Origin of the sequence: Plantibacter flavus (assembly GCF_900177615.1) — a bacterium.
Lineage (GTDB): Bacteria > Actinomycetota > Actinomycetes > Actinomycetales > Microbacteriaceae > Plantibacter > Plantibacter flavus.
Genome location: NZ_FXAP01000004.1, coordinates 409,692 through 428,822 on the forward strand (window position 1 = coordinate 409,692; position 19,131 = coordinate 428,822).

Sequence of the window (19,131 nt, forward strand, 5' to 3'; positions counted from 1 at the left end):
TTCTGCAGTCCGGCTCCGAGACACGAGGAGCGGGTCACTGGGGGGACGAGCCGAGACGTACGCATCAAGGGTACGCGGCTTCGGCACCCCTCGTGAACGCGGGCGCCGTCAACCGAGCCCGCGCTGCGCCCGGAACACCCGGACGCACGACACGGCGAGTGATCCGAAGAACATCGCCAGGAGCACCGGGAGCAGCCAGGGCGCCATCCACGCGGGCACGCCGAGCCAGGTGGTGAGTGCGACGACCGCGATGAGCGCGGCGGTCGCGATCGACATGTCGCCCAGCAGCCGCATCGTGGCCGCCGTCGTGGCCGCTGTCACCTCGGGACGAGGCGACAGTTGCGTGGACCACGTCGATGCAGTGGCCGATGGGTGTGGGCCGTCGTCCGACCGGGTCGTTCCAGCGAGCGGCGTGCAGGCGGCGATGATCCAGAAGACCGCCACGACCGCGGTGCCGATGATGACCGGCAGCAGGAACCCGCCGAGGCTCTTGGCCGCCCAGGTGTCCGGCTGGAGTGCGGCGTCGAAGTGCACCGGCATCGGATCCGGTGCAGACGGATACACCGCCAGGCCGACGACCAGCGTCGCCGCGACGATGACGAGTGCGACGAGATGCGGCCAGACCGGCGTCCGGCGAACGGTTTGCTCCGGGCGAGTGGTCGTCGGGTCCTGCATGGCGCTCCTCGTCTGGGCGAGCGCCACCGATGACGCATGTCGTGGCCCGCGGAATATCTGCATCAATCATACCCGGTGCGCGGCGCTCGAGCGCGAGTCCGCCGCCTGGACACTGCAGCGATGCGTGGGCGACGCTACCCCCCACGCACCGCAGCACTACCCAGGCGACGGCGTCTCGGCTCACCCGGTCGCGCCTGCCTCAGCTGATCGGCTCACCCGACGCGCGACGACGACCGCTCCGACACCGGCGACCAGCGCGATGGCGAAGCATCCGGCGAACGCGATCCCGCCGGGAGCGATCCAGCCCAACCCCGCGAACACGCGAGAGCCGTCGAGTGCCGTGAACGCCAGCCCGGTCGCCGCGAGCGCGAGGGCCCCGCCGATCGCGTCGCCGATCGACATCGCCGCGCTGTTGAACCCCTGCGAGCGCTCGTCGGAGTAGGCGAGCGTCATCACGCTGAGTCGCGGGAACATGAGTCCCATCCCGCCGCCGCTCACCACCCAGGCGACGACCGGCACCGCCGGCGGCAGGCCGACGAGGGCTGCGGAGAGGGCGATCGCGACGGCGACCGTGACGAGTGACGACCCGATCTGCACGGCGTTCGCATTCGACAGCCGGTCCCCGAGGCGCCCCTGCAACCAGGATGAGAGCGACCACGCGATCGCCCCACCGGTGAGCGCGAGTCCGGCGAGCGCTGGCGTGAGCCCGTGCTCGCGGGTCAGCAGGTACGGCACGTACACTTCGGCGCCGAAGAACGCGGCGGAGGTGAGTCCGCGCACCAGGATGACCGTCGGGAGCCCGCGGCGTGCGGTGAGCGTGCCGAGCGGGATGAGTGGTCGGAGGGCGAGGATCGCGACGATCGCACCGACGACCGGGAGCGCCCAGGCGGTCCATCCCGAGAACTCCGTCGAGAGGTTGACCGCGAGGACCGCCGCCGCGACGAGCACCGCCCACCCGAGTCGACGCAGCTCCGCGCCCGTCCGCGCGACGGTGGCCGCCTCGCCGCTGCCCTCCGCCGACTCCTGCTCGGCGGCCTGCCGCTCGGCTCGTTCGGTTGCGGAGGCGCGCAGCATCCGGAGGGCCGGCAGGAGGAGGATCGTCGCGACGACCACGAGCCCGACCACACCGAGGAAGACCCAGTGCCAGCTGAACCGCTCGGCGACCACCCCGGCGAGGAACGGTCCGATCAGGGACGGGACCACCCAGGCGGCCGCGAAGCCGGCGAAGATCCGCGGGTGCAGGGCCGGTGGGTAGATGCGTGCGACGAGGACGTACAGGGCGACGGTCATCGCTCCCGAACCGAGGCTCTGGACGAGGCGTCCGGCGACGACGGCCCACATGGTGGTCGCGGTTCCGGCCAGGAGGAGACCGACGAGGAACAGGACGACGGACGCGAGCAGCGGCTGGACCGGGCCGAGGCGGTCGGCGACCGAGCCGGCCGCGACCATGCCGATGACACTCACGGCGAGCGGGCCGGCGAAGGCGAGCGCGTAGAGCTGCTCGCCGCCGAGCTCGCCACTCACGAGCGGCATGATCGTCGTGACGGCGAGGGACTCGAAGGCGCCGAGGAACACGAGCGCGCACGCACCGATGGTGACGAGGACGAAGCGGCGGCTGAAGATCCCGCGGTCGCGGGGCGTCGGGTCGGCTCCGGTCGCGGGCTCGGGGGTCGTCGCTGTGGTCACGATTCCGAGCCTAGAACCTCAACGTGACTTGAGGTCAAGCGCCCGCCACCCCGCACCCCTCCCCAACTCAGGACGGCCCCGGCGCGTCGCCGGCCGACGTCGGCCTCAGCGCGCGACACGCCGCGGGCGTCCTGAGTTAGGGAGGGGCAGGAGGATGAATTGCGAACGAGCCGGAACGGCCCGCTAGTGCTTGGCGCTCGCCTTCAGGACCTTCGCGAGCGCGCGGTCGAGGTCGGCGATGAGGTCGGCGACGTCCTCGATGCCGACCGACAGCCGGACGACGTTCTCGGGGACGGCCAACTCCGTGCCCTTCACCGAGGCGTGCGTCATCTGCGCCGGCAGGCCGATGAGCGACTCGACGCCGCCGAGCGACTCGGCGAGCGCGAAGAGCTTCGTCTTCTCGACGAGGCGCGTGGCCGCAGCCGGGCCACCGACGAGCGCGAGCGACAGCATGCCGCCGAACCCGGACATCTGGCGGGCGGCGAGCTCGTGACCGGGGTGGCTCTCGAGACCCGGGTAGTAGACGCGCTCGACGGCGGCGTGGCCGTCGAGGAACTCGGCGATCGCCTGCGCGTTCGCACTGTGCTGACGCATGCGCACCGCGAGGGTCTTGATGCCACGCGTCGTGAGCCACGCGTCGAGCGGGGCCGAGACCGCGCCGGCAGCGAACTGCACGAAGCCGAGCTGCTCGGCGAGCTCGTCGTCGTTCATGATGATGGCGCCACCGAGGACGTCGGAGTGACCACCGAGGTACTTCGTCGTGGAGTGCACGACGATGTCGGCCCCGAGCGAGAGCGGCTGCTGCAGCGCCGGCGAGGCGAAGGTGTTGTCCACCACGGAGAGCACCTCGTGGCGATGCGCGAGGGCCGCGAGCGCCGCGATGTCGCTGATCTTCATGAGCGGGTTGCTCGGCGTCTCGACCCACAGCAGCTTCGTGCGGCCCGGGATGATCGCCGCTTCGACGGCCGCGAGGTCGCCGAGGTCCACGACCGTGTGCTCGATCCCCCAGGCGCCGTGCACCCGGTTGATCAGCCGGTAGGTGCCGCCGTAGACGTCGTTGCCGATGACGATGTGGTCGCCGGGGCGGAGCGCCGTGCGGATGAGCGCGTCCTCGGCGGCGAGGCCGGAGGCGAAGGAGAAGCCGTGCTTCGCACCCTCGAGGGCGGCGAGCTGCGTCTCGAGCGCCGTGCGGGTCGGGTTGGCGGAGCGGCTGTACTCGTAGCCGCCGCGGAGCCCGCCCACGCCGTCCTGGACGAAGGTCGACGTCTGGTAGATCGGCGGGATGATCGCCCCGGTGGTGGGGTCGAACTCCTGTCCGGCGTGGATGCTGCGGGTGGCGAAGCCGTGGTCGTGCTTGCTCATGGGTGACTCTTTCGGTTCAGGATTCGAGGAGGTGTCTGGGTGGGCGACCGGTCGGACGGCGTCACCTGGGTCGGGCGTGGTCGGGACATCGCCCCGAATCCGCCCAGACGACCTGCATGCCGCCCACGCTCAACCCGCCAGGTACGTGAGGAGGTCGTGCCGCGTGATGACGCCGATCGGCTTGCCGCCGTCGGTGACGAGGAAGGCCGGAGCGGAGCCGAGCGCCGCGCGCGCCGCCGGGATGGACTCACCGAGACCGATGAGCGGCAGCGGGTCGCCGACGAACGCGCTCGCGGCGTCGTTCATCTTGGCCGCGCCACTGAAGACGGCGTCCATGAGGCTCGCCTCGTCGATCGCACCGACGACCTCGCCCATCACCACGGGCGGCTCGGCGCTCAGCACCGGGAGCTGCGAGACGCCGTACTCGGTCATGATGTCGACGACGTCGCGGACGGTGTCGCTCGGGTGCACGTGCACGAGGTCCGGCATCTCCGAGCCCTTGCCACGGAGGATGTCGCCCACGGTGCGGTCGTCGGCGACCTCACTGAACCCGTAGGACTGCAGCCAGGAGTCGTTGAAGATCTTGCCGAGGTAACCACGCCCGCCGTCGGGCAGGAGGACGACGACCACGGCGGACGCCGGGAGGTCGCGGGCCGCGACGAGAGCGGCCTGGACCGCCATGCCGCTGGAGCCGCCCACGAGCAGTCCTTCTTCGCGGGCGAGGCGACGCGTCATCGCGAACGACTCGGCGTCGGTGACGGCGATGATCTCGTCGGGGATGGACGGGTCGTACGCGGTCGGCCAGAAGTCCTCGCCGACGCCCTCGACGAGGTACGGGCGCCCGGTGCCGCCCGAGTAGACCGAGCCCTCCGGATCTGCACCGATGACGCGAACGCCGCCCTCGGAGACCTCCTTGAGGTACTTGCCCGTCCCGGAGATGGTTCCTCCGGTGCCGACGCCCGCGACGAAGTGGGTGATCTCGCCCTCGGTGTCGCGCCAGATCTCGGGACCGGTCGACTCGTAGTGGCTGCGCGGTCCGTTCGGGTTCGCGTACTGGTTGGGCTTGAACGCGCCCGGGATCTCGGCGGTGAGGCGGTCGGACACGCTGTAGTACGAGTCGGGGCTGTCGGGAGCGACGGAGGTGGGCGTGACGACGATCTCCGCACCGTAGGCGGTGAGCACGTTCCGCTTGTCCTCGCCGACCTTGTCGGGCAGGACGAACACGCAGCGGTACCCGCGCTGCTGGGCGACGAGGGCGAGGCCGACACCGGTGTTGCCGGAGGTGGGCTCGACGATCGTGCCGCCCGGCTTGAGGTCGCCCGACGCCTCGGCGGCGTCGATGATGCGCGTCGCGATGCGGTCCTTCGAGGAGCCGCCCGGGTTGAGGTACTCGACCTTGACGAGCACGGTGGCCGCGATGCCCTCGGTGACCCGGTTGAGCTTGACGAGGGGCGTGTTCCCGATGAGATCGAGGACGGAGTCTGCGTAGTTCATGTCTGCAATCTGTTCCTGTGGTGCGTCACCGCACGACTCTCGCGTGCGTCACCGGATGGCTGGGGCGGCTGAGGCGGCATCCCGGCGGGGACGGTTCAGCGGGGACAGCAGGAACACGACAGGCGGAGACGCATACAGACCACCCTACCCGGCGAGTGCGGGGAACGCAGCCGGATGACGGGGCCGCGCGGTGGTGGTGGGGAGCGTCACCGCGCCCTCGCCGCCCGCTCAGCGGATCGCGAGGTGCTGCCGACGCTGATCGACCGCACCGAGCACGGCCGCGACGCCGGTGCCGATCGCGGCGATGACGAACAGCGTCCCGATGGCCGTCAGGACGATGAGACCGAGCAGGAGGACGACGACGACCGCCGGGAGGCGACGCACCGAGACCTCGACCGGGCGGCCGCGACCGGCGCCCGACCGTTCGGCCGCATCACGGTGTCCCTCACCCGCGAGCGCTGCCGCCATGAGCTCGAGCGTCGCGCGCGCACCGGAGGAGAGCCGCTGCGTGAGCGTGGAACCTGGGTGCGGTGTGGTGCCTGCTTCGAGCACGGTGTGCCGATCGGTCGGATGGACGAGTGCCCCCAGCATAGGGGGCAGAGTTGAACGATGTGCGTCTGCGGCCGGGCAGGCTCGTGAACGGTTTCAGCGGACGATTCCGCGGTCGACGATCCGGGCGCCGAATCCGGCGAGGAACGGCAGCACGCCACCACGCATCGAGCACCCCTGCGCGAACAGATCAGCGGGCCGGATACGCAGGACTCCCACGAACTCGACGAACGCCGCGGGGATCTCCCCCGCCACCCCCTCGCTGAGGGTGCGGCCGAAGTCGGATCCCAGCTCGTCCGTCCCGGCGAGGCTCACCGGACGCAAGACCCTGGTGTAGAGCGTGGTCGTCTCCGGCCATGCCCGACGAGCGCCGCCGGCGACCGACTTGATGCCCTCGACGATCCGCCAGCGGGCCTCGTTCCCAGCGCCGCCGTCGACGAGCATCCGGTAGGAGAAGCGCCGGCCCGTACGCGCCCGGAGGAGCAGATCGGCGAAGCCGGCGACGATCGGACCGTCGAGTCCTGCGCCGAGCCCGGTGGCGCGTCCGCCGACGATCTCGGCGCGGTATCCGTCGTAGCGGTCGGGTGCCGGGTCGACGACGAGTTCGAGCGCGTCCAGATCGAGCGTCCGGGTGGGCGCCCCGGTGCCGACGGCGTCGGCGAGGTACGACTCGGCCTGCGCACGGACACCGTCACCGCACCGAGGTCCGCGCGCCGGCAGGGTCACGGGCACCGCCCAGTCGACCGCGGTGACCGGTCCGACCATCCGCTCGGTGAAGCTCGTCGGTCGTGCCGTCATTCGCAGGCTCCGCTCTCGTGGGTGGCGGTGGTGCGTCCGGTCGCGACCTCGACCGCGAAGTCACCGACGGCCTGCCCGACCGCCTCGCCGATCGGCCACGACTCCAGGTCGAGGCCGTGGCGGGCTCCATCGCAGGAGAGGACACGCACGGGCGCACCGTCCCCGCCGGCGGTCGTCCGCGCCCAGTCGTCCACGGCGGCGACGTCGATGTAGCGGTCGAGTGCCGGATCGCCCAGCACCACGAGCGCCGGGACGTCCGACGGCAACGGGGTGATCGCCGCGAGCTGCGCCTGGGCGAGGAGCCTGACGGCGAACAGCGGGTCCTGGAACGGCGATGCCGGACTCGGTGGTCCGGCCACGGGGGCACGGAGATCGTGGGTGAGGGTGCGCAGCTTCGAGACGCCGTCACCGCCGGAGAAGGCGAGGGGCACGATCGCCGGCGCCTCGAGCGCGAGGCCGGCGATCGGACGGCTGAAGGCCGCGCGCCGTTCGGGTGACTGCACGATGGTCGTCTCGAGGAGTCCGCCGAACGACCAACCGACCAGGACGAATGGCCGGTTCCGGTCCTCGGTGGTCGCGCGTTCGACCCGTCCGGCGAGCGCCGCGACGTCGTCGAAGGACCACGCGTCGATGAGGCCGGCGTCCGTCTCGCCGTGGGACGGTAGGTCGAACGAGATCACGCGGAGCCCCCGCGCGGCGAGGTGTTCGAACAGTGCGGGGTGGTTGTCGAGACGGTCGGCGTGTCCGTGCAGGAAGAGTACGTCGGCGACTGCTTCGCCTGCTGGTTCCATCACCCCGACGCGCACGCGGTGCTCGCCGCCGGCGATCCCCGGCGGCGCGAGGTCCGAGACGTCGAGCCAGCCGGTCGCGAGGCCGACGACCGGACCCGTCGGGTCGATGCTGAGGTCGAGGCCGGTGTCGGTCACGGTCTGCGCCACCGTCGCAGCGGCGACGCCTTCGGTCTCGAAGCCGGTCACCATGGGTACCAGGACACTCACGACGGCTGCGGCGGCGAGGACACCGCCGAAGAGACGGCCGCGGGGCCGAGCCGCGGTCATGGGCTGACCGTCGACGGGTCGGCCACCGGGTTCGTGGTGGCGGGACGAAGCCGGGTGAGCGCCGCCAGGCGACCGTTCAGCAGCGTCGAGGCGATCCGTTCCGCGAGCGCGGCGATCGTCAGTGCGGGGTTCGCACCGGTGGCACTCGGGCAGCCGGAGCCGTCGGCGACGTAGAGGCCCTCGTGGCGAGAGCCGTCCGCCCGGTACACGCGTCCGTCGGCGTCGCACGCACCGGTCGCCGGATCGTCCGACATCGCTGCTCCGCCGAGCGGGTGCACGGTGATCGGCGTGTACGAGGGGATGCCGCCGCTGAGGAGAGCGTGCCGCGGATTGCTGACGTGCGTCGCCCCGGCACCGTCCGACAGCTGCGCGAGGTCGGCGGCTTCCTGGGCGTAGATCGACTGCTTTCCGGAGCCGACCCACCGCACCCGGGGCTCGCCACGTCGGTCGAGCCCGACGGTGCCCTCGGCGGAATCGGATCCCATCGCCAGCCACACCTGCGAATGCTCGATCGCTCCGCATCCGGGAGGGCAGCCACCTGGGCGGAGATCGCACCAGATCCTGCGATCACCGGAGAACGCGAAGCGGAGTGCGAGGATGCGTCGGAGCGCTTCGGTGAGGGCGTTGGGCATCGCGCCGTCCTGGAGCAGGTATCCGCCTTCCGGGGTGCGACGGTCGAGCTCAGTGGTGATGGTCGGACCGGGCTCAGGGTCCGGCTGGTGCTCGTCGGGAGCACCGGTGCCGCTCTGTCGCCACGCGGAGTTGTAGGACACGGCGAGGGCGTCGGCATTGCCGGAGAAGCGTCGCCCGAGCCCTGCGGCGACCGGGAGACCGGCCGCTGCGCTGCGCAGCAGGATGCCGGTGGTGCCGAGTGCACCCGCTCCGAGCACGGCGACGTCGCAGTGCAGCTCGAAACCGACCGCTCTGCGTCGTCCGCCTGTTTCGAGCCAGCGCCGTCCACGGAGCATCCATCGCCGGTCGGGACGCGTGGACGGGACGATGGTGCGCACCTCCACAGCCGTCACGATCCGGGCACCCGCTGTACGGGCCACCCTCAGGTAGCTCGCCCACATCGTGGTCTTCGCGCCCACGTTGCATCCCGTGACGCAGTTGCCGCACATCGTGCACTTCGGCTGCCCGACACCGTGGGCGTTGCGCTCAGCGGGCGAGGTGAGGTTGATCGCGACGGGGACGCGCATCGCGACGGCGCCACGCTTCTCGGCCAGTCCGGAGAGCGCCCGCACCTTGCCGAGCACCCGGCGCTGGTCGAACGTCCGCCCTGCCCAGTCGGTGCGTCCGGTGGCGTTCGGATCGTCGAGCACTCGTTCGAAAGCCGAACCACGAAGCGCCCCTCGGGTCACGACCGGCCCGCCGTCGCGGACGTCCTGCTCGTCGACGTAGACCTCCGGCTGCAGCATCGACCGCACCCGGTCGTAGTACGGAGCGAGTGTGTCGAGATCGATCTGCGACGGCCAGGAGTCGTCGAAGACCTCGGGCCGAGGCTCGAGGAGCACGTTCGCGTAGATGAGCGATCCGCCTCCGAGCCCGCAGGCGGTCAGACGATCGACGTCGCGTCCCAAGTGCAGCTCGAAGAGCCCGAACGGATTGCGTCGTGTCCTGATCGACGACCGCATGCTCGCGAACGAGTTGGGGAACTCCCCCGGCACCCGCTCGATCCCGCGTTCGAGAACCACGAGCTCACCGTCGGGCACGGCGCCGGCGAGCCTCGCGGCGATGACCGAGCCGCCGAAGCCCGATCCGATCACGGCGACGCCGCACTCCTCGGGCAGGTCGTCGGTCGCGAGCCGGGCACGACCGGAGGCCGTTCCCTCCGCACTGCTGGTCGAACGCTCCACGCTCATCCTCGTCTCGCATCGTCGATCATGGTGGCTGCAGCTCGTTCCGACATCGCGAAGATCGTCATGAGGGGGAAGAGCGCTGGGATCTTCGGGAACACCGAGGCGTCCACGACCCGTAAGCCGGCGACTCCACGCACCCTGAAGCGTGAGTCGAGCACCGCCATCGGATCACCGTCCGACCCCATCGGGGCGGAGCAGCTCGCGTGGTGCCCCCACGCCTCCCGGCGGATCTCCTCATCGAGTCGTGCGTCCGAGACGACATCAGGCCCGGGAAAGGTCTCGACGTCGGTCGCGGCGTCGGCGAAGCGCAGACGTCTTGCCGTTTCGTTGATGCTCCGGGCACGGCTGAGGCCTTCGCGCATCGCTTCGAGATCACGGTCGCTCCCCGGGCCGCCTGCGCCGTCGTCGAAGTACCGGAAGTTGATCTCCGGCGTCCGGGTCGGGTCGGCGGATCGGAGACGCACCGTCCCGCGCTGACTCTCCTCGTATCCGCGCAGCACGGCCCAGCTGAAGTGGTTCGCACCCGCCAGGCCGTCTTCCGCGAAACCGGGTCGGTAGCCGGTGAAGTTCGACGGCGCACCGAAGACGAAGAGCTCGGGATGCTCGCTGCCGCGGCTGTAGCGGTGTTTGAGCCCGACGAGCAGTCCGTTCGAACGGTAGAGGGCGTTGGGGTCGCCCGAGCGCCATTCGGCGAGTCCGGGGTCGCGTCGGTTGCCGTAGGTCTTCCCCTCCAGCACGCCGAACGGCCGGTCGAATTCGGTGACGACGGTCATCTCGTAGCGGTCTTGCAGATTGCCACCGACACCCTCGGATGCGGCGACGACGTCGATGCCGTGCTCGCGCAGGTGCTCCTCGGGCCCGATGCCGGAGAGCATGAGCAGTTGCGGGGTGTTGAAGGCCCCACCGGCGAGCACGACCTCGCGCCGTGCGGTGACCCGCCGGCGGATGCGCTCCCGCTCGTCCGGATCGCTCGGTCGCCGGAGCGGACTCGCGCCGTACAGGTAGGGGGCGACGAGCACCTCGACGCCGCTCGCCCGCGGTGTTCCGTCGTCCGAAGCGGTGAAGACCACCTGCTCGGCGAGCGCATCGGTCTGGAGGAAGAGGTTTCCGACGAGACCCGGCGCCGCATCGAGCAGACGCTCGCGGGTGCCGTAGCGGCGACCGTCGCGCGAGGACTGCGGTACGAGGGTGACGCCCTCGCGGTACGCCTCGATGTTCGCCGGGTCGTTGGGATCGATGAGGGTGCCGTCGAACCGACCCCGGTTGAGGTCGACCGCGCTGATCGGCGCGGACTCGGCTCCGGTGTCGATGAGGGCCGCAGCGACGAGGCGGGCGAGCGTCTCATCCTGGGCGAGGATCGATGCGGGTGACGTCTCGATCGGCAACCACTCGAGCACCCGGCGCTCGTACTCGGCCATCGTGAGCGCGTTCCAACTGGGGTCGCCGGTGATCCGTCCGATCCGATCCCAGTCGTCCGACTCGGGCGCGAGCATGAGGAGCGCGTGGTGCGCGGTGCATCCGCCGAGCGTCGACGCGCGCGGGTACAACATGCCGTCCTCAGCGTCGACGAAGCGGCTGCCGTGCAGTGCTCGGTCGGAGTAGTGCCGGGGGTAGAAGTCCCAGCTCATCTCCGGGTCGCTGGAGGCGAACAAGTGGAACGCGGGCACCGAATACGTGTCGGCGTCCGTCTTCGCAGGGCCTGCTTCGAGCACGAGTACCTCGTAGCCCGCTTCGGCGAGCCTGACGGCGAGCGGTCCACCACCCGCGCCGGCGCCGACGATCACGTAGTCGTACTCGTCCTTGCTCTCCAGCGCGTCGGTGTCGATCACGGGACGCCTCGGACCCTCCGGGTCGAACGCCACTCGTCCGGGGACGGCTGCTGCGATCGCTCCGACGGCCGCTGCTGCGGCTCCAGCGGCGAGACCCGTGATGAGCCCGCGTCTGGTCACGTCCATGTCAGCCTCCCGACGACGATGATCAGACCGACGCCCACGACGATGAGCACGGGGATGACGACGGACACGCCGGCAGACGTCCCGACGAGCGCGAACCCCACCAGCAGCGCGATCCCGAGCGTCGGGAGCACCACGCCGCGCCCGTCGGAGGAGACCCCGCCGAGGATCCCGCACGGTGCGCCGGCCAGGAGTCGACAGCCGAGCGGCACAGCCAGCGCGACTGCGGCGATGATCGTCGGCCAGGGCCCGCCGAACCAGACCGAGGAGGCGATGACGGCCCACAGGACGGCGGGGTACGTGAGTGCACTCGCGATGCCCGGTCTCGTCGGGACGGCAGTGGCGACGAGCGCCGCGACGAACCAGGCGGCGAGCGCTCCGAGCAGGGACGGGAGCGGGTCCACCGGTTCGAACACGGCTGCGACGGCGGGGGTCCCGGCGAGGAGGATCTGCAGGACGAGGAAGACGATCGCCGTCACGCGCATGGTCGGCCAGAACGACGCGTACTGCTCCCGCCGGCCGATGACGGCCCCGATCAGGAGGGCGAGCGCGGTCAGCCCGGCCGCGGTGGCGATGTCCCCGCCGTCGATCGCCAAGCCGTCATGGGTCACCGGGTGGAGGGCCAGTGCGAGTGTCAGCGGGATGAGCAGCGTGGTCGACGCGACGACCGCACGGGACATGCCGATCCGCCCGACCCACCACAGTCCGGCCAGCGCGAGCACGATCGCGGCCCAAGGTCCGACGCCGTACAGGTAGGCGACCACCGCCCATCCGAAGCCGAGCCATTGCACGATCGCGGCATGGACACCCGAACGGAACCAGAGCGCGATGAGCGCGTTGACGACGATCACGACGAGGAGGATGGAGACGAGGGCTCCGCCGAGCCCGACGAGGTTGATGGCCGCGAAGACGACGACGGAGGCCGTGAGACCGGCCCATCCGGCCCAGAGGCGGGCGGTCGCCGTGCGCGCGCGGGCTGCGGCGCGTCGCCCGAAGACGAGGAGCGCGATCGTGACCGCACCGATGACGACGGGGTACACCCAGCCATCGACGAACGGCAGGATCTGGGCAACGAAGAGGACGATGCCGACGGCGAGCGTGAGCACCCCGACGGTGCTCGCCGCGAGACGATCGGTCCCGCTGTCGCCGGTGGCGTGTCGGCGGGGGCGACCTTGCGTCCCCGCGTGATCGGAATTCGACATGAGTCAAATGTACCGATGATATATATCCTGTGTGTATTTCAAACCGGTGACAACAGCGTCGGTGCGACGCTCGGAACACGCCGTCGGCTCAGCCCGACGGGCATCCGTACAATCGAAACATGACCGTCTCCGGCCTCTCCGCCGTCTCCCAGGATTACCTCAAGACGATCTGGACGACCTCCGAGTGGGCCGACGAGTCGGCCACCGTCAAGCTGCTCGCGGATCGCATGGGTGTCCGTCCCGCGACCGCCTCCGACGCCGTGAAGCGACTCGCCGCCCAGGGACTCGTCGTGCACGAGCCCTACGGCAGCATCGAGCTCACCCCTGCCGGGCAGGCGCACGCGGTCGCGATGGTGCGGCGGCACCGGCTCATCGAGACCTTCCTCGTCGAGATGCTCGGCTACGGCTGGGACGAGGTCCACGATGAGGCGGAGATCCTCGAGCACGCGGCGAGCGACACGATGATCGAGCGCATCGACGCCGCGCTCGGCCACCCGATCCGCGACCCGCACGGCGATCCGATCCCCTCTGCCGACGGAACCCCGCACCGCCCGGACGCGGTCCGGTTGAACGAGGCGCCGTCGGACAGCCCGCTGACGGTGTGCCGCATCTCGGACGCCGACCCGGAGACCCTCCGCCACCTGAGCACCCTCGGCATCGTCCTCGACACCGAGCTCAGCGTGGACGACCACCGTGCGTTCGCGGGCGAACTGGAACTCCGGCTCACCGCCACCGGCACCCGCCTCACGCTCGGTCGCCTCGCCGCCGATGCCGTCTGGGTGACGGTCATCGCCTGATCGCGGCCCGTCTCATTCGCCCAGGTTTGGGCGAACGGGCGTTCGTTCGCCCAAGGATGGGCGAACGAACCGCCGGGCTGATCAGCCGAAGAACGTCAGCACGATGAGCGCGACGTTCAGCGTGACGATGAGCGCGACCACGATCCAGGCGAACACCCGGGTGGCGGGCCGGTCGACGTGGACACCCATGATCCGCCGGTCGCCCGTGTAGCGCACGAGCGGGATGAGCGCGAAGGGGATGCCGAGGCTGAGGAACACCTGGCTGAGCACGAGCGCGGTCGTCGGATCGATGCCCGCCGCCAGGATGACGAGTGCCGGGATGAGGGTGATCACGCGTCGGGCGAGCAACGGGATGCGCACCTTGAGGAGCCCACCCATGATCGCCGCTCCCGCGTAGGCGCCCACCGAGGTCGAGGCGAGCCCCGAGGCGAGCAGACCGATGGCGAAGATCACGCCGATGACCGGTCCGAGCGCAGCGGTGATCGCCGCGTGCGCCCCCTCGATCGAGTCCGTCCCCTCGACGCCGCCGAGCGACGCGGCCGCGAGCAGCAGCATCGCGATGTTCACCGCTCCGGCGAGGACGAGTGCCGCCGCGACGTCCCAGCGGGTCGCCACGATGAGCCGACGGATGGCGCCGTCGTTCGTCTGGACGCCGTGCCGGTCCCGACTGAGCGAGGAGTGGAGGTAGATCGCGTGCGGCATGACCGTCGCGCCCAGCATGCTCGCGGCGAGGAGGACCGTCGCCGTGCCCTCGAACCGCGGAACGAGGCCACCGGCCGCGGCACCCCAGTCGACGGGGCTGACGAACAGGCCGGCGAGGAAGCCGACGGCGATGACGGCGAGGAGCGTCAGGATCGCGAACTCGAAGTGCCGCTGGCCGTACCGGTTCTGCACGGCGAGGAGCCCGATCGAGAAGACCCCGACGATGACGCCGCCGAGCACGAGCGGGATCCCGAACAGCAGGTAGAGCGCCACGGCACCGCCGATCACCTCGGCGAGGTCGGTCGCGGCGGCGACGAGCTCCGCCTGCACCCAGTAGAGCCGACGCGGCCCGGTGCGCAGTCGCGAGCCGAGCAGCTCGGGCAGGCTCTGCCCGGTGACGAGGCCGAGCTTGGCGGAGAGGTACTGGACGAGCACGGCCATCGCGTTCGCGGCGACGAGCACCCAGACGAGCAGGTAGCCGTACTGGGCTCCCGCCGTGAGGTTGGCCGCGACGTTCCCTGGATCGACGTAGGCGATCGCCGCCACGAAGGCGGGCCCGAGGAGGAACAGGAGTCGTGGTCCGCGGGGCGCGCGGGTCGTCGGAGCGGCGAGGTCAGTGGTCACGTCGGCCATGTTAGCAAGACCGCGCTACATTTGTTAGACGAGTCTAACTCTTGGATTCACCCGCCGTCTGCTTGGATGAGCCTGAGAATCGACTGCGCATCGTCAGGCGCCGGAACGGCCCCCGGAAGCACATCTGGTTCGATAGTTACGCATACAACTTTTTCGAGAGGCCCCCGTGACCCCCGCAGCAGATCGCCCCAAGAACACCCCCGTCCCGCCCGCCGTCAAGCAGCAGAGCGTGAAGCAGGAGCGCGAAGTCCAGCGTCAGGCCAAGGTCGCGGCGTTCAAGCAGGCGCAGAAGCGGAAGAACCGCAACCGCCGCATCGGGATCTGGGCCGGCGTCGTGGGCGGCGTGGCCGTCATCGCGGTCCTCATCACGAGCGTCGTCCTCACCCTGCCGAAGAACGCCAGCTACCCCGGCGGTGGCACCGGCACCGGCCAGGACATCGCGGGCGTGGAACTGTTCCAGAACACCTCGGAGCACGTCGAGGGCACGGTCGACTACCCGCAGAACCCGCCGGCCGGTGGCCCGCACAACCAGTACTGGCTGAACTGCGGCGTCTACACCGAGGAGCAGACCAACGAGAACGCGGTCCACTCCCTCGAGCACGGCGCGATCTGGGTCACCTACGACCCGTCGCTCAGCGACGCGGAGCTCACGAAGCTCAAGGAGATCCTCCCCACCACGTACGTCGTCCTGTCGCCGAAGTCCGACCTCCCCTCGCCGATCGTGCTGAGCGGCTGGAACTCGCAGCTGCAGGTCAACAACGCGAGCGACGCGCGCATCGCCGACTTCTTCGAGGAGTTCTGGAAGAGCAACAACGTCCCGGAGCCCGGCGCGGCCTGCACCGGCGCGATCGACGGCCCCGGCAAGGTCTGATCCGTTGACCCCGGCGAGCACACCCGACGCCCCGGCGACCGGTGAACCGTCCGACGGCGGCGTGACCGACGAGGAACTCGCCGCCTGGGAGGCGCAAGGCTCCCCCGACGGCTCCAGCCGGACCCGCGTCGTCATCGCCGCGATGGCGGTCGTCGCGATCATGGTCGCCGCGGCGATCGGTTTCTCGGTCGGCCGGCTCAGCACCCTCGCCGACCCGACACCGACCACGACGAGTGCCGAGGCGGGCTTCTCGCGCGACATGCAGGTGCACCACAACCAGGGCGTGGAGCTCGCCATGATCATCCGCGACCGGACGGACGCGGTCGACGTGCGCACCCTCGCGTACGACATCGCGACCACCCAGGCGCAGCAGTCGGGCCAGTTGTACGACTGGCTCGTCCAGTGGAACCTGCCGCAGGGTTCGCGGCAGCCGGACATGACGTGGATGACGCTGCCCACGCTCACGGGTGCGAGCGGCCATGCACATGGCGGCGACACGGCGACGCCGGGGTCCACCCACACCCCGGGCGAACCGATGCCGGGCCTCGCCACACCCGCCCAGATCGACCAGCTGACGGCGGCGTCCGGTCTCCAGGCGGAGCGCGTGTTCCTCACCCTGATGATCGCCCACCATCAGGGCGCGGTCGAGATGGCCGAGGCGCTGCAGCCGCGGACCACGAACGCGACCGCGCTGGCCTTCACGCGCGCGGTGATCGCGAGCCAGCAGGCGGAGATCGAGCTCATGACCCGCATGCTCGACGACCGCGGCGGACCGGTCGACCTCGTCGACTGACGCCTCCCGTCGACCGCCCGGTCGATCTACCGGCACCGACAAGGGGCTAGCCAGAACACCACTCGACGGCGAAGAATGATCCCGACGCCCGAACGGGCCCGATGAACAGGAGCGACGAATGGCACTCGACGACATCACCAAGAAGGCTCAGGAATTCCTGAAGGACAACAAGGTCAAGGACGCACTGAAGAGCGAACAGGCCGAGGACATCAGCGACAAGCTCCTCGGCAGCGTGGCCGACGCGGCCAAGAAGGTCACCGGCGGCAAGTTCGACGAGCAGATCGACGGCGCCCGCGACGCGGCGGACAAGGCCGTCGGCAACGAGTAGTCCCCCGGCTCGAGACGTGGCGGCCGGGTCCCGATGGGAGCCCGGCCGTTCGCGTCTGCGACGGTCAGCGGTCGATCGTCACTCCGTGCCGGTCAGCGCCCGTCGACGTCGGCGTCGACGGGGTTGCTCCGGAACCGGTCGAGTGCGATGGCCACGAGTTCGGGAGCGGACAGGTGCGTGTCCTGCATCAGGTCCGAGAGGACTTCCGACGCGCGTCCGCTGAGCGTCAGTTGCACGGTCGTGGAGCGGTCTTCATCAACACCGCTCAGCGCGCGACGACGTTCACCCAGGCTGAGGATCGCCGACCGCAGATAGGTGCGGCTCGCGACGGTGTCGATCTCCCATCGGCCGGCGCGACGGTTCGCGACGACATTGCCACGACGGATGTTGGTCATGAGGGACGCTCGGCTCACATGGAGCCGCGCGGCGAGTTCCGCCGTCCGGACCGGACGTGGGAGGTCGTCGATGAAGTCCTCGACGAGCGCCTCCCGGAGGAGCTCCCAGGCGACGTCCGGTGGGAGCGGCGCATCGGGCACGCTGCCGCCATCCTGCAGCGGACCCACCCACGCGGTCGTGGGGGCGTCGCGTTCGGTCATCGTCATCGCCCCTCCAAGGTTCCGGCGCTCGAACGTCAAGCATGCTCGGTGTCCGTGGAAAGCGCGTCCCCCAATGCGGGTTGCCCGCGTTCGCGGGGTGCCGACCCGAAACGACGCACCCCGTCCGCCAGGGCGGACGGGGTGCGGGCGAGGCCCGGACGACTCAGCTGCGGTTCGCGACCGGTCGGGAACCCACCGGGCGGGTCCCCTCGAACAGGATCCGGTAGCTGAATCCGGCGATCAGCGCGCCGATGATCGGGAACACGATGAACACCCAGACCTGCGCGAGCCAGTCGCCTCCGCCGAAGATCGCGGTCGCGATGGAGCGCGCCGGGTTGATCGAGCCGTTGTCGATCGGGATCGCGATCAACAGGAACAGCGTGAGGGTGCCGCCGATGGCGATCGGCGCGAAGCCCGCGGCCGCCCGCGTGTGCGTGACGCCGAGGATGACGTAGAGGAAGAGTGCGGTGATGACGACCTCGATCACGATCGCCGAGACGAGTCCGAATCCGCCGGGCGAGAGCTCGCCGAAGCCGTTCGAGACGAAGCCGCTCGCGACGGCCTTGTCGAGGAAGCCCGCCGGGCCGCCGGCAGCGAGGCCGAACACCGCGAGCGCACCGAGGAACGCTCCGACGAGCTGCGCGAGGATGAACGTCCACGTCGCACGCCAGGGGAACCGACCGGCCGCGGCCAACCCGAGCGTCACCGCGGGGTTGAAGTGCCCGCCCGAGATGGGGCCGAACGCGTAGGCGGCGATGGTCACCGAGAGGCCGAGGGCGATCGCCACTCCGAGGAAACCGACGCCCAGGGGGTTGGACGTCTCCTCGCCGAAGAATGCGGAGAAGGTCGCCGTCCCGACGAGACCGAAGACGAGCAGGAAGGTGCCCGCGACCTCGGCGAGCAGCTGCGACGCGGTCGTCGGTTCGACGGAGGGTGGGACTTCCGGGGAGGACATCTGGGCTCTTCTCGCTCGTGGTGACGACGTGGACGTGGTCGGCTGGCGGCCACCGCGTCACCAGCAGACTATTGCCAGGCGTTCCACCGGCGACAGCCCGCGGTCCGCATGTCGCCGTCCGTCAGTGCACCTCCAGGTCGTGGAGCGGGACCTGGAGCCGGAAGACGTGCTCGATCGCGAGCTCCGCGCCGACGGCGTCGCCCGAGGCGATCGCTGAGCGGAGGTGCGGGTAGCCGACGCGCAGATCCGACCAGTCCACCGTCTCAGCCGACCGCGTCGCAGCGACGCGGTAGATCAGGGCGCCGATCACGTCCTTCGTCGCCCTGACGAGGACCGGGTTCTCGCAGTGCTTCAGGAACCGGTCCACGAGCCCCCAGACGCAGCGGCCGTGCGCATCCGCGTCCTCCGCCGCCACCGTCGTCATGGTGTGCTCGACGAACGCCAGCAGTTCGGCCCGTTGTCCTGCGGTCAACGTCGGGACGGTGACCCGGACGACGCCGCTGACGAGCGCTCCGAGGGTCTGCAGGACGGCTGTCCGGTCCTCGGCCCGTGGCTGAGCGACGCGGGTGTGCCGTTGCGGTGCCGTCTCGACCAGTCCGACGCGCTCGAGTTCCCGGAGTGCTGCGACGATCGCATCGGTCGGCGCGCCGAGCCACACCCGCAGCTCCTCCTCGATGAGCAGCTCGCCGGAGGCGAGCGTCCCGTCGTAGATCGCGTTGCGGATCCGCTCGGTCACGGACTCACCGACGGGAGACGGGCGAGACCTGGACGGTCCATCGGGGTTCGTCATCGGTTCCTCGCTCGGCTGGGGACGGCTGCTG

Annotated in this window: 18 protein-coding genes; 4 read left to right on the top strand and 14 right to left on the bottom strand. The window is 70.5% G+C overall.

Annotated features, from left to right (window positions below; genetic code table 11):
• Positions 1-108: 108 nt before the first annotated feature.
• The 10 genes from B9Y95_RS14330 to B9Y95_RS14375 form a co-directional block, all read right to left on the bottom strand.
• On the bottom strand, positions 109-675 hold the full coding sequence (locus B9Y95_RS14330) for a DUF1648 domain-containing protein (RefSeq protein ID WP_159453417.1): 567 nt from the start codon (positions 673-675) through the stop codon (positions 109-111).
• A 180-nt stretch (positions 676-855) separates the two neighbouring features.
• Complete coding sequence (locus B9Y95_RS14335; protein ID WP_085512715.1) at positions 856-2,361, bottom strand: MFS transporter; 1,506 nt, start codon at positions 2,359-2,361, stop codon at positions 856-858.
• 183 nt (positions 2,362-2,544) lie between these two features.
• Positions 2,545-3,723, bottom strand: a complete 1,179-nt coding sequence (locus B9Y95_RS14340) for a cystathionine gamma-synthase (protein ID WP_071258797.1) — start codon at positions 3,721-3,723, stop codon at positions 2,545-2,547.
• Between the two features lie 129 nt (positions 3,724-3,852).
• Positions 3,853-5,217 carry a cystathionine beta-synthase gene (locus B9Y95_RS14345; protein WP_085512717.1) on the bottom strand — a complete coding sequence of 455 codons (1,365 nt, stop codon included), beginning with the start codon at positions 5,215-5,217 and terminating at the stop codon, positions 3,853-3,855.
• Between the two features lie 228 nt (positions 5,218-5,445).
• Positions 5,446-5,808: a hypothetical protein gene (locus tag B9Y95_RS14350; protein ID WP_085512720.1), complete on the bottom strand. Its 363-nt coding sequence runs from the start codon at positions 5,806-5,808 to the stop codon at positions 5,446-5,448.
• Between the two features lie 54 nt (positions 5,809-5,862).
• Complete coding sequence (locus B9Y95_RS14355; RefSeq protein WP_085512723.1) at positions 5,863-6,564, bottom strand: hypothetical protein; 702 nt, start codon at positions 6,562-6,564, stop codon at positions 5,863-5,865.
• On the bottom strand, positions 6,561-7,622 hold the full coding sequence (locus tag B9Y95_RS14360) for an alpha/beta hydrolase (protein ID WP_085512725.1): 1,062 nt from the start codon (positions 7,620-7,622) through the stop codon (positions 6,561-6,563). Before B9Y95_RS14360 ends, B9Y95_RS14355 begins: the two co-directional genes overlap by 4 nt.
• A complete protein-coding gene (locus B9Y95_RS14365) occupies positions 7,619-9,478 on the bottom strand; it encodes a GMC oxidoreductase (RefSeq protein WP_159453418.1) in 1,860 nt (619 codons plus the stop codon). Before B9Y95_RS14365 ends, B9Y95_RS14360 begins: the two co-directional genes overlap by 4 nt.
• 2 nt (positions 9,479-9,480) lie before the next feature.
• The gene (locus B9Y95_RS14370) at positions 9,481-11,436 is read right to left on the bottom strand and encodes a GMC family oxidoreductase (RefSeq protein WP_085512729.1); all 1,956 of its coding nucleotides are present in this window, start codon (positions 11,434-11,436) and stop codon (positions 9,481-9,483) included.
• On the bottom strand, positions 11,427-12,635 hold the full coding sequence (locus B9Y95_RS14375) for a hypothetical protein (RefSeq protein WP_085512731.1): 1,209 nt from the start codon (positions 12,633-12,635) through the stop codon (positions 11,427-11,429). The genes B9Y95_RS14370 and B9Y95_RS14375 overlap by 10 nt, the downstream gene beginning before the upstream one ends.
• A gap of 119 nt (positions 12,636-12,754) precedes the next feature.
• Between B9Y95_RS14375 and B9Y95_RS14380 the strand changes: the two genes are divergently transcribed.
• Positions 12,755-13,432, top strand: coding sequence for a metal-dependent transcriptional regulator (locus B9Y95_RS14380; RefSeq protein ID WP_085512736.1), 678 nt, complete (start codon positions 12,755-12,757; stop codon positions 13,430-13,432).
• A gap of 81 nt (positions 13,433-13,513) precedes the next feature.
• Here B9Y95_RS14380 and B9Y95_RS14385 read toward each other — a convergent pair whose 3' ends face one another.
• Complete coding sequence (locus tag B9Y95_RS14385) at positions 13,514-14,758, bottom strand: Nramp family divalent metal transporter (protein ID WP_234994115.1); 1,245 nt, start codon at positions 14,756-14,758, stop codon at positions 13,514-13,516.
• Positions 14,759-14,933: 175 nt separating this feature from the next.
• On the opposite strand from B9Y95_RS14385, the gene B9Y95_RS14390 reads away from it, so the two are divergent.
• The 3 genes from B9Y95_RS14390 (at position 14,934) to B9Y95_RS14400 (ending at position 16,759) form a co-directional block, all read left to right on the top strand.
• Positions 14,934-15,638, top strand: a complete 705-nt coding sequence (locus B9Y95_RS14390) for a DUF3105 domain-containing protein (protein WP_085512741.1) — start codon at positions 14,934-14,936, stop codon at positions 15,636-15,638.
• A gap of 4 nt (positions 15,639-15,642) precedes the next feature.
• The gene (locus tag B9Y95_RS14395; protein WP_234994116.1) at positions 15,643-16,431 is read left to right on the top strand and encodes a DUF305 domain-containing protein; all 789 of its coding nucleotides are present in this window, start codon (positions 15,643-15,645) and stop codon (positions 16,429-16,431) included.
• A gap of 118 nt (positions 16,432-16,549) precedes the next feature.
• Positions 16,550-16,759: an antitoxin gene (locus B9Y95_RS14400; RefSeq protein ID WP_079706736.1), complete on the top strand. Its 210-nt coding sequence runs from the start codon at positions 16,550-16,552 to the stop codon at positions 16,757-16,759.
• A 92-nt stretch (positions 16,760-16,851) separates the two neighbouring features.
• Here the strand turns inward: B9Y95_RS14400 and B9Y95_RS14405 are convergent, their stop codons facing one another.
• The 3 genes from B9Y95_RS14405 to B9Y95_RS14415 form a co-directional block, all read right to left on the bottom strand.
• Positions 16,852-17,361: a hypothetical protein gene (locus B9Y95_RS14405; RefSeq protein WP_085512744.1), complete on the bottom strand. Its 510-nt coding sequence runs from the start codon at positions 17,359-17,361 to the stop codon at positions 16,852-16,854.
• 157 nt (positions 17,362-17,518) lie between these two features.
• The gene (locus B9Y95_RS14410; RefSeq protein ID WP_085512746.1) at positions 17,519-18,310 is read right to left on the bottom strand and encodes an aquaporin; all 792 of its coding nucleotides are present in this window, start codon (positions 18,308-18,310) and stop codon (positions 17,519-17,521) included.
• A 121-nt stretch (positions 18,311-18,431) separates the two neighbouring features.
• Positions 18,432-19,100 (bottom strand): GntR family transcriptional regulator, encoded by a 669-nt coding sequence (locus B9Y95_RS14415; RefSeq protein WP_085512748.1) that lies wholly within the window; start codon positions 19,098-19,100, stop codon positions 18,432-18,434.
• Positions 19,101-19,131: the final 31 nt, after the last annotated feature.